The 10,446-nt window shown below is 37.2% G+C and carries 8 protein-coding genes; 7 read left to right on the plus strand and 1 reads right to left on the minus strand.

What is annotated here, in order from left to right; genetic code table 11:
* Positions 1-201 precede the first annotated feature (201 nt).
* The 7 genes from AYJ08_RS04110 (at position 202) to AYJ08_RS04140 (ending at position 8,301) form a co-directional block, all read left to right on the plus strand.
* Positions 202-1,680: an Lsa family ABC-F type ribosomal protection protein gene (locus AYJ08_RS04110; protein WP_064016697.1), complete on the plus strand. Its 1,479-nt coding sequence runs from the start codon at positions 202-204 to the stop codon at positions 1,678-1,680.
* A gap of 809 nt (positions 1,681-2,489) precedes the next feature.
* Positions 2,490-3,176 (plus strand): class I SAM-dependent methyltransferase, encoded by a 687-nt coding sequence (locus tag AYJ08_RS04115; protein ID WP_064016698.1) that lies wholly within the window; start codon positions 2,490-2,492, stop codon positions 3,174-3,176.
* A gap of 488 nt (positions 3,177-3,664) precedes the next feature.
* Positions 3,665-5,230 (plus strand): ABC transporter substrate-binding protein, encoded by a 1,566-nt coding sequence (locus AYJ08_RS04120; protein ID WP_064016699.1) that lies wholly within the window; start codon positions 3,665-3,667, stop codon positions 5,228-5,230.
* Position 5,231: 1 nt separating this feature from the next.
* Positions 5,232-6,167 carry an ABC transporter permease gene (locus tag AYJ08_RS04125; RefSeq protein ID WP_064016700.1) on the plus strand — a complete coding sequence of 312 codons (936 nt, stop codon included), beginning with the start codon at positions 5,232-5,234 and terminating at the stop codon, positions 6,165-6,167.
* Positions 6,164-6,952, plus strand: coding sequence for an ABC transporter permease (locus tag AYJ08_RS04130; protein WP_231928995.1), 789 nt, complete (start codon positions 6,164-6,166; stop codon positions 6,950-6,952). Before AYJ08_RS04125 ends, AYJ08_RS04130 begins: the two co-directional genes overlap by 4 nt.
* Positions 6,945-7,661: an ATP-binding cassette domain-containing protein gene (locus AYJ08_RS04135; RefSeq protein WP_064016702.1), complete on the plus strand. Its 717-nt coding sequence runs from the start codon at positions 6,945-6,947 to the stop codon at positions 7,659-7,661. Before AYJ08_RS04130 ends, AYJ08_RS04135 begins: the two co-directional genes overlap by 8 nt.
* On the plus strand, positions 7,645-8,301 hold the full coding sequence (locus AYJ08_RS04140) for an ABC transporter ATP-binding protein (RefSeq protein ID WP_064016703.1): 657 nt from the start codon (positions 7,645-7,647) through the stop codon (positions 8,299-8,301). Before AYJ08_RS04135 ends, AYJ08_RS04140 begins: the two co-directional genes overlap by 17 nt.
* Positions 8,302-9,165: 864 nt before the next feature.
* Here the strand turns inward: AYJ08_RS04140 and AYJ08_RS04145 are convergent.
* Entirely contained in the window at positions 9,166-10,038 is an 873-nt protein-coding gene (locus AYJ08_RS04145; protein WP_064016704.1) for an AraC family transcriptional regulator, read from the minus strand.
* Positions 10,039-10,446: the final 408 nt, after the last annotated feature.

Raw genomic sequence — 10,446 nt, forward strand, 5'->3', positions numbered from 1 at the left:
GATTGATATTTTTTAATCTGTAACTTTAATCTAATAAATAAAGGAGAGAGAAATGAGCAATTCAGACACTATTGTTACGCATGTAATACTCCGTATAAGTCGTTAATATCCATCAAACTTATACGGAGAAATTTAGAATAGATGGATGTGCCGACTTTGTATAAAAAGTAAAAAGTGTTGATATACAAAGGAGGAATTATCATGTCAATGATACAAGTTCAAGACTTAACTTTTTCTTATCCAGGTAGCTTTGACAATATTTTTGAAGGTGTAAACTTTCAAATAGATACGGATTGGAAACTTGGATTTATCGGTAGAAATGGACGAGGTAAAACAACATTCTTTAATTTATTATTAGGGAATTATGAGTATAGTGGGAAAATCATTTCTTCGGTAGAATTTAATTATTTCCCTTATCCAGTTTCGGATAAAAACAAGTATACTCATGAAATCTTTGAAGAAATTTGCCCCCAAGCAGAAGATTGGGAATTTCTTCGTGAAATATCCTATCTAAATGTTGATGCTGAGGTCATGTACCGACCATTTAAAACATTATCAAATGGAGAACAAACAAAGGTGTTGCTTGCTGCACTTTTTTTGACTGAGGGTCAATTTCTATTAATTGATGAGCCAACCAATCATCTAGACACTGATGCACGAAAGATGGTCTCTGATTATCTAAGGAAGAAAAAAGGGTTTATTTTAATTTCACATGACAGAATCTTTTTAGATGGATGCGTTGACCATATCTTATCTATAAATAGGGCAAATATTGAAGTTCAAAGTGGTAACTATTCTTCTTGGAAGTTAAATTTTGATAGACAGCAGGAACACGAAGAGGCAACAAATCAGCGTCTACAAAAAGACATAGGGAGATTAAAACAGTCTTCAAAGCGTTCAGCAGGTTGGTCTAATCAAGTGGAAGCTTCCAAAAATGGGACAACGAATTCGGGTTCTAAGTTGGACAAGGGTTTTGTAGGACATAAAGCGGCAAAGATGATGAAGAGAGCAAAGAACCTTGAATCAAGGCAACAAAAAGCTACTGAGGAAAAGTCAAAACTGCTAAAAAATGTGGAAAAAACTGAGGCATTAAAATTAGAAGCATTGGAATTTCAGTCAAATGAATTGATTGTTTTGGCTGATGTGTCTGTTAAGTACGATGACCAAATAGTGAATAAGCCAATTAGCTTTAAAGTTGAACAAGGTGACCGAATTGTACTTGATGGAAAGAATGGAAGCGGAAAAAGTAGTATCCTAAAACTAATTCTAGGAAATCCGATACATCATACAGGCTCAATGAATTTAGGTTCAGGCCTTATTATTTCCTATGTCCAACAAGATACTTCTCATTTGAAGGGACTGTTATCGGACTTTATTGAAGAGCATGAGATTGATGAAACGTTATTTAAATCCATCCTACGTAAGATGGATTTTGACCGAATTCAATTTGAGAAAGATATATCCCATTATTCTGGTGGACAAAAGAAAAAGCTGCTTATAGCTAAAAGTTTATGTGAAAAAGCTCATTTATATATTTGGGATGAACCGTTAAATTTTATTGATATTTATTCACGCATGCAGATTGAAGAGCTTATTCAAAGATTTAATCCCACAATGGTTATTGTTGAGCATGATCAGGCATTTCAACAAACGGTTGCAACAAAAACTATATCTATGTAGTTAAATATGAAGAATTGAAGATATAATCAGTAAATCAGGTTAATAAACTATATGGTGCTTTAGTGGAAGAACGTAGCTAAAATCAACAAACTTTTTTATGAAAACTAAACATAAATCTGTTAGAGAAGAATCCATTTTGATCAATCTTTTTTCAAAATGGATTCTTTTATTTATCGTAAAATACTGGTTTATGAGGTGTTTTTGAACAAACTTTATTTTAAAGCAACATAGGAAACCAGCAAACGTCCGAATACGAGGGAGATTCGGACGTTTCTACATAAATGACTGTTCAGCTAAGATTAGAAGGGAGAGTTACTCCTCCTTATCTTTTTTCCGGTAATCTTATCCAAAAGATAGCTCTATTGATTATCAAACTCCTCAGGAGCTTGAAGAAAAGATGCTTAGCAAAATTACCTAATGTCTCTGCTAAAATGTATCCAAGATATTGACTCTAATCTAGACAGGAACTAATAAACGTAATTCAACGGTATATCTGAAAATAATGATTGACAAGTGGGTGCCTCTTTTGATAACATACAAACCACTAAAGCGTAATGATTACGATTATCAATTAGGAATAAAACACTAATAGAAATGACTTCATCACTATAATTGAATTTTATTTTATCTATTCATTCTGCTAAAGATAGGAGTTTCATTTATTTTTACTAATGAATAAAATTGTGTGCGAAAAAATTTTTAAAAATGCCATATTTTATGCGATTTTTAGAAAGAACACTAACATACAAAACATTCATATCATTCAAAGAAGTTAGTTTAATTCGGGATGTAAATAGGGGGGGTTAAATTTGGTACAAGAATACGATAATTGGTGGCAAAAAGGGAATACTGGCGATCAGGAGATGGAAGACAGTCACCAAGAAGGATGGAAAAAAGTAATTACGCTTATTGACATCGATGATGTGAAAAACCGAGATGTTTTGGATTTCGGTTGCAATCAGGGTGGATTTTTAAGGACATTGTATGATACCACGCCCTTTTATAGCGCTTGCGGGATTGATTTAGCTAAAAAAGCGATTAGGGTTGCAAAAGAACGTGTCGCTGGGTATCCGATCGAATATTTTCAAACGGGAGATGCTGCTTCATTAGAAAGAAAGTTTCATACGGTGATCAGCACCTCAGTACTATATCTGATTGAAAATATAGATGAACATTTCCGCATGATTTCGAGTGTATTAAATGATGGCGGAGTCTATTATGCTTCTTTTGCTGATCAATCGAAAAATCCTAGCTTCGATTATATGAAAGAAAAGATAGATCAATTTGGAGCAACAAAAATGCAGAACAAGACGCTTACTGAGGTAGTGGATAGTCTGATCCAAAATGGATTTTCAGTCGAGCTGCTTAAAGAATACACTGAACCGGTATATAGTGTGACCAATTATAAAGAATTCTTTCTATCGGTTGATGATTATATTTTATCTTGTGAAAATTCTTATCTAATCAAAGCAAGAAAAACAGGAAGCAACGCTTAAAATGATTACGACACATTGCCCGAAAGCGGTAAAAAAGATCATGTGAAATAAAGGTAGTTACAATCATAAAGGATCAAAGCTCTAGCTTGAGAAAACACGATCGGTTATGCGGTACGACTCTATGGTATGTATTTCGTGTACTGCTGAAGATCAATGAATGACCGCTTTCCTGGGATCTTACGGCTGTTAGAGCGCTGGCTGCTTGTTCTCAAGTTCGAAGTGTTGCTTTGAATGAATCAACTGATTTCATCCTTGTAGAAAAGTGGCATGGGAAATGTCTGTCCGCCTTGCAAAGCAAAGTTGTACATCTTGACAGTACGAGGGTATGAAGTGGCACCATGTGCTTGCTCATCCCCTCGAGTTTTGCTGCAGACAACGACTTTTCCCTGCCCAAATTCGGTTTACTGTAAAAAATACACAAAGGGGTACACTTGTTCTCAGACGATATTGTCCTTTGAGTAGGAAATGTGAAAGGAATAATGATAACAATGAAAAAAAAGTTCGGGATTGTAATTTCTATGCTGGCTGCCATTTCTCTTGTGGGCTGCTTTTCTAATAATCAGGATGCATCAAAAAAAGATGAGAAGGCGACAGTAAATATCGCTATTTCAAGCGAGTCAAATGCTCAGAAACTAGATGCCACTTCTTATGATGCAGATATGGCTCTATATGGAGCAGTTTATGAGCCTTTAATCGAATATGGCGAAAAAGGAGCCTTCAAGCCTGGTCTAGCTGAGTCTTGGGAAATATCAGAGGACGGGAAAAAATATGTATTTCATCTAAAAAAGGATGTCAAATTTTCTGACGGCAGCGATGTAAATGCGGAGGCTGTGAAATTTACTATTGATCGAGCAAAAGCAAAGAATGAGACAAGCGCTTTGCAGACTCTGACAAATTTGAAAAAAATTGAAGTGGTCGATGATACGACAGTTGCGATGCATTTTACAAAAATCTCCAATCAAGTATTAGCTGAGCTGTGTCAGACTCGTCCATTAAGAATCATGAGTCCGCATTCTGTTGAGGGTGAAAAAGTTGATGGAGCATTCAAAGAGGCAATTGGTACTGGAGCCTTTACTGTGAAGGAAATCTCTGCCGAGCAAGTGCTGATGGAGCCAAATCCATACTATAATCATGAAAATCCAGTGAATTATCAGGTGAATTTCAAGACGATCGAAGACGGAAGCTCACGTACTTTGGCGCTTAAAAGCGGCGAGGTCGACGTTGTCGGAGGAACATTAGGCAGTATCACGGATAGTGACATCAATCCATTGAGAAAGGATAAATCTTATAATGTACATAAATTTGAAGGAACGATGTCGCATTTTCTAGCCTTCAATCCTGATAATCAAGTATTGACTTCCACTATCCGTAAAGGGATCGAATTGGCCGTCAACAAGTCTACATTATCGGATAAAAAGCTGGTTGGCTTATTCCGGGAGAACGTTAAATATGTTTCTACGGATAATCAAGAGAACATCCCGTATGATCTTAACAAAGCTAGAAGCATGTTTGAATCAGAGGGCTACCTAGAAAATGCAGAGGGTTATTATGAAAAAGCAAACAATGTGCTTGCATTTGATCTAGTTATCCAAACAACAGAATTTCCTGAATGGAAAGAACAGGCAGAAATTATTGAAAACGACTTGAAAAAAGCTGGGGTAAAAGTAAATATCAATATCTTTGATAGCGAAAGCTACTATGATGTTTTATGGAACACGAAAAAGTATGACATGATTTTTTATCGTACCTTTACTGATGCACTGCTGCCTTATAATTTCTTGAACTCACTTTATCATAATACTGCTGAGGGACATGGAGTTCTTGCAAATGACGAGAAATTGACGAATCTACTAGATGATTTTGCAGTTACAATCCAAGAAAAAAAACAGCAAGAGATATTCGACAATATTTTTAAACGTATTTCTGAAGAAACACTTGCTATTCCAATCGATTACAAAGATGAAAAATTTGTTACTTCAAGCAAAATTTCAGAATTCCATTATTCTGGCTTATCCGATGCACCAATCGATTTTAAAAAACTTGTGGTGAAATAAGATGAATAAAGGGTTTTTTTTCTGGAAAACTCTGCGTTTAGTCGTGAGTCTGCTGCTTTTTTCCTTTTTGCTGTACGAGCTTCTCTCCTTTTCGACAGGCGATCCAGCATTAGGTGTTCTCCGAAAGCTGGGGGTTCAACACGTATCCCAAGAAGCTATTGAAGAAATGAGAACTAGGCTAGGGATCGACGGCAACCTTTTGGATCAGTACTTTCGCTGGCTGCTTAATAGTTTAAAGGGGGATTTTGGAGATTCCTTTATGACAAATACACCGGTTTTGCAGATCATTGCAGAAAAAGCTGCGGTCACTTTGAAATTGATCGGAATCTCCTTTGTTATTTGTATTGTTTTTTCTCTAAGTTTGGGAGGCATGATCGGGAATTTTCCTGCTTTGAAATGGCTGAGACAGCTTCTTTCTGTAATGTTGTCGTTTCCTATTTATTGGATCGCTATATTGGCTATCTTTATTTTTGGAGTCCAGCTAAAATGGTTCCCTTTTGTAGGCAGTAGTTCTGGCAGGCATCTCATCTTACCGATATTCGTTATCTGCTTTTCTGAGGGATGTTATCTATCCAAAATGGCAAGTGATTTAATTGTATCTTCAGCAACCAGCGAGCAGCAGATTATTGCCAAGTTTAGGGGGATCAAGTGGTATTATCGGTTTTATTATCAATTGAAGGAATTGTTCGTACCGCTGATTTCTCTTTACGGCAATAGCCTGATACATCTTTTCGGAGGGACGGTTATCGTCGAGATCATATTCAGTATTTCTGGCTTAGGAAAGCTTTTGATGGATGCCATCTCTACGAGAGATTATCCAGTTATTCAAGGGATCACCTTGATCATTGCTTGCGTTACCTTTTTATTGAATTATTTCGTCGATTTATTGATCCAAAAAATTGATATGAGAATACAACTCGATCAAGGAGGAGAATGATGAAGAAGCATATCGTTGTTTTTTTCGCTTGTTGCATTGTTCTTACCCTTATCTTCGTTCAATTAAAAGACCCTTATGCTATCGAGAAGAGCAATAGTTTGCAAGGGATGAGCTGGAGCCATTGGTTTGGGACAGATTATTTGGGAAGAGATTTATTTAGTCGGACTTTTTATGGCAGCTTCTATTCTTTGCTGCTGGCCGTTTGTTCTTTGTTCGGAGTCGTTTTGGTCAGCTTGATACTAGGTGGGATATCAGGTCTTGTTGGCGGGCTGGTCGATTCCAGTATAACGACCTTTGCGGATATTCTGATCAGTATCCCATCATTGATTTTGACGCTGGTTTTTACAGGACTTTTTTCAAATTCGATTTTTACTGTAATGGCTGCGCTAATCATAAGTTGGTCAGGCAAGTACATCCGCTATATCCGAAACTTAGTTCTGAATATCCGCAAAGAAGAATTCATCCTTTTGGCTCCTTTGAGGGGATCGTATGGAAAGCATACATTGTTTTACCATATCATTCCTAATATTTTTGCAGAATTACTTTCCTTATTTCTAACCGATATCGGCAAAATCATTTTGAGTATCTCCGGACTGTCTTTCTTAGGCATAGGTGTACAACCGCCAACACCAGAACTAGGAACGATCCTTTTTGATGGAAAAGCCTACTTCTTCGTAGCGCCATGGATATTTATTTTTCCAGGAATCATTTTGAGTGCGATCGTGCTCATAACTCAATTCATCAGCAGCAAAATCAGGAAACGGTGGGGAATAGCCTATGATTGATCTGTCGAATTGTTCTGTCTATTTCAAAGAGCAAGCACTGCTAAAATCGATCTCACTGTCGGTTTCTAAAGGCGATTTCTTTTGCCTGATCGGTGAAAGCGGGGGTGGGAAAACCTTACTGGGCAAAACGATATTGGGCTTTTTGCCGAAAGAATTTCGTGTCAGCGGCTCTATTCAAAGTGATCGGGAAAAGATGGAGATAATCCTGCAGAATCCAATTGGAAGCATGCAAAGCAATGTTACCGTGGAAACTCAATTTCATCATCTCTTAAAATCCAGAGGTATGAAAAATAGAGAAGAGCGTGAAAAGGAGATGCTTCAAGTTCTAAACTGGGTAGGTTTTTCCGATAGTTCTAGTTTGCTTGCCAAACGTCCTTTTCAGTTGAGCGGAGGAATGTGCCAGAAAGTGGCACTGGCAATGGCTCTCGTTTCTGATCCGGAGATCATCATTGCTGATGAAGCCACCAGTGCTTTGGATGAACAAAGCCAGGAAACGATTCTAAATCTTCTGCGGGGAATTTACGAGAAAAAGCAAATGACCATCTTTTTTATTACCCACGACTTAACGATCGTGAAGAAATATAGTACGCACGTGGGTATCATAAAAGATGGACGATTGATCGAAGCTGGACCAACAAATCAAGTCCTCAGTAAGCCGAAAGAAAAGTATACGAAGGAGTTAATCGAGATCTTTGAAGGAAAATACTAGTTTATTAAAAATCTCTCAACTGACCAAAACATATGGAAACCAATTGATTTTCAAAAATTTGGATCTTCTCGTTGACACTGGCGAGTGGGTAGGAATAGTGGGTGAAAATGGTGCTGGGAAATCTACTTTAGTTAGGATTATTATGGGATTAGAGAAATATTCCTATGGACAAATTTATTTAGAGGGACGTACTATGGCAACTTTTTCCAAGAAGGAGTGGGTCCAGCAGATTCAGTTAGTGACCCAATATACACGGAGAGCTTTGGATCCGACAAAAACAATAAAACAACTATTATTTGAACCGTTAAAGCAGTTCCAGCTTGCCCGCAAAGAGGAATATCTGCCAAAAGTCGAATCGGTGCTTTCTCGTTGCAACTTGTCCGTTGATATACTTGCTAAGAGATCGTTGGAAATAAGCGGAGGCCAATACCAAAGAATCTGTATCGCTTTAGCTTTGCTCGTACAGCCTAAGCTCTTGATTTGTGATGAAGCAACGTCTAGTTTAGACAAGATCAATGAATTGTGGATCATTAAATTATTAAAAGAACAGGAAAATATGGCAGTTCTCTTTATATCACATAATAAGAAGCTTTTAAAAGAAGTTTGTGATCATTCTATTCAGCTAGAAGGCTATAAATAAATTAGGGAGAATTTAACTAATCCTGTGTTTTTCAAACCGCTATCAGTTTTTTTAGAATATGATCTCGTCCACATTCCATGTAACTTGCTTTTTGATATGATGGCCAATAGACCAGAAGCTGTTCGCCTTTTTGAACAATAATATCCAGGAATTAATCAGTTGAACAGTTTCTTTTCAACACCTAGTACAAATTTAGTATTCACTTTCCTCACTTCTCAGATTTCTTATATTTGCATAGAAGGTATTGGCCAGTGGGAATAGGGATAAAAACAGCCCTGCTATAAGATGGTAACGGTGCTGTTTTTCGTCAACCTCCATATCATAAGGATAAATAACATCCTTTGGAGGTGATGGCACTGAAATTAAGGTGCAAAACCTAAGAGAGAGGGATAGCAAAACTAAAAGTATGTCAGTTTTTCATCCTGGATCACAATGAATGGATTATAAGACCTTCTAGTATGCTAATTTTTCCTGATAGTATCGCTCCTTTCCCAGAAGCCCAGAATTGAAACGTTAAACAAAAGGAGACTGCTCTTGGAATAAAAATTGCTCCTTATACGGGATAGGGGGTTGAAACAATTCTGCGGTTCCTAGAAAACCCCTTCGCTTTATCGCTCTTTTACACAAGAGCGTGGATTGAAACGGCTAATTCGGTCTTGGTCCTGTAATTAATTCCCCCTTTTATCCGTAGGCATCGCTCCTTACGTAGGAGGGGTACCGCCAACAAATGCGGATTTCGCAGGCTAAGGGAATTTCTAAAAAGCCCAATTTCTCTGTATTAAAATAGAGAAATTGGGTTCTTTTTCATTACTCCATAAAGCGCCCGATTCTGGAATACTGAGCTGACTTTCTAATTGATTATAATTACTTTTTTAAAATCGGTATCCATATTTCGCTTTTGAAAGTTGGTGAGGTTACATCTTTATTCTCATTCCACAGGATTTCTGGGCCTTCTATTTGTTCATAATTTGAGGATGGAAACCATTCGGAATAAATGCGTCCCCATACATCTTGCAGCGTATCTGGAAATGGTCCGATTGCTTCAAATACAGCCCATGATAAAGCAGGAACTTCAAGCTGTGTTAGGTTATCAGGACACGCTTTAGTTGTTGCTACACCAATATAGTGATCAAGCTCCCCTTTTTCCTCCATCCTGCCTTCAGAAAAGTTCGTGGATGCGCTAAGAAGTCCCATAGGCTCGACATTAGAAAGTTTTTTAAGTTTATTTATCGTTTCACCATCTAAATTTCCCCACATAGAGGCAATTTCCGGATTAACCCCGTTGAAAATAATAGGAACTCTTTTCTTAATACCAACGATGCGAAATGCCTCTTTTTCTTCAATACGATAGTTCATTTCACTTCCTCCTTTGATTGATAACTGGAAGGTCATTCGTGGGTAAGCTTTAAGTAAATGGCCATTATTTCTGGCTTCTGACGGTGTTATGCCATGCAAGTTTTGAAAAGCTCGTGCAAAAGAATCTGGTGAGTTGTACCCGTATTTTATTGCAATATCAATGACCTTTACGCTGCTATCTTTAAGATCAAATGCTGCAAGAGTAAGCCGTCTGCGACGGATGTATTCCGATAGTGAAATACCTGCAAGGAAGGAAAACATCCTTTTAAAATGATATTCGGAGCAGATAGCCAGCCTTGCTACTTCTTTAAAGTCGATATCATTAGTAAGATTTTCTTCAATATACTTTAATGCTCCATTCATGTTTTTAAGCAAATCCATTTATATGACCTCCATATCAAAAGAATATCAGGATTAGAATGTATCCATCCGACTTTTCGTGCACAATTTTGTAGGGTTAACTCAACAATTTTCAGGGAGGATATAATGAAGGTCCAGGAAGTTAGGCTAGAAGATAATTTTGGTGTTACAAAACGTCCATATATACTCCTTAATTTAGACAACCAACCCATTGTACCTGTCATAAAATATTTAAAATACCTAGACAATCTTTGAAAAGCTGAGAATACCTTAAAATTCTGTCCAAATTTACCAGTAAGTGTTTATCATCTATCAAATGAGCCAACGAGCTTCAGCGCTTGGTGTGGAACAGTATAGCAATCAATCAGCAATTCATTGCTCGGTTTTAATTTATATTACGAAATTATTAGGTAAAATTTTTTCTGTGAT

This window comes from Brevibacillus sp. SKDU10 (assembly GCF_001645205.1).
GTDB lineage: Bacteria > Bacillota > Bacilli > Brevibacillales > Brevibacillaceae > Brevibacillus_B > Brevibacillus_B halotolerans.

What these genes read in the sequence shown, in the direction of transcription:
- AYJ08_RS04130 (WP_231928995.1), top strand. Translation starts at nt 6,164, where the DNA reads ATGATGAAGAAGCATATCGTTGTTTTTTTCGCTTGTTGCATTGTTCTT.
- AYJ08_RS04110 (WP_064016697.1), top strand. Translation starts at nt 202, where the DNA reads ATGTCAATGATACAAGTTCAAGACTTAACTTTTTCTTATCCAGGTAGC.
- AYJ08_RS04135 (WP_064016702.1), top strand. Translation starts at nt 6,945, where the DNA reads ATGATTGATCTGTCGAATTGTTCTGTCTATTTCAAAGAGCAAGCACTG.
- AYJ08_RS04145 (WP_064016704.1), bottom strand. Translation starts at nt 10,038, where the DNA reads ATGGATTTGCTTAAAAACATGAATGGAGCATTAAAGTATATTGAAGAA.
- AYJ08_RS04120 (WP_064016699.1), top strand. Translation starts at nt 3,665, where the DNA reads ATGAAAAAAAAGTTCGGGATTGTAATTTCTATGCTGGCTGCCATTTCT.
- AYJ08_RS04125 (WP_064016700.1), top strand. Translation starts at nt 5,232, where the DNA reads ATGAATAAAGGGTTTTTTTTCTGGAAAACTCTGCGTTTAGTCGTGAGT.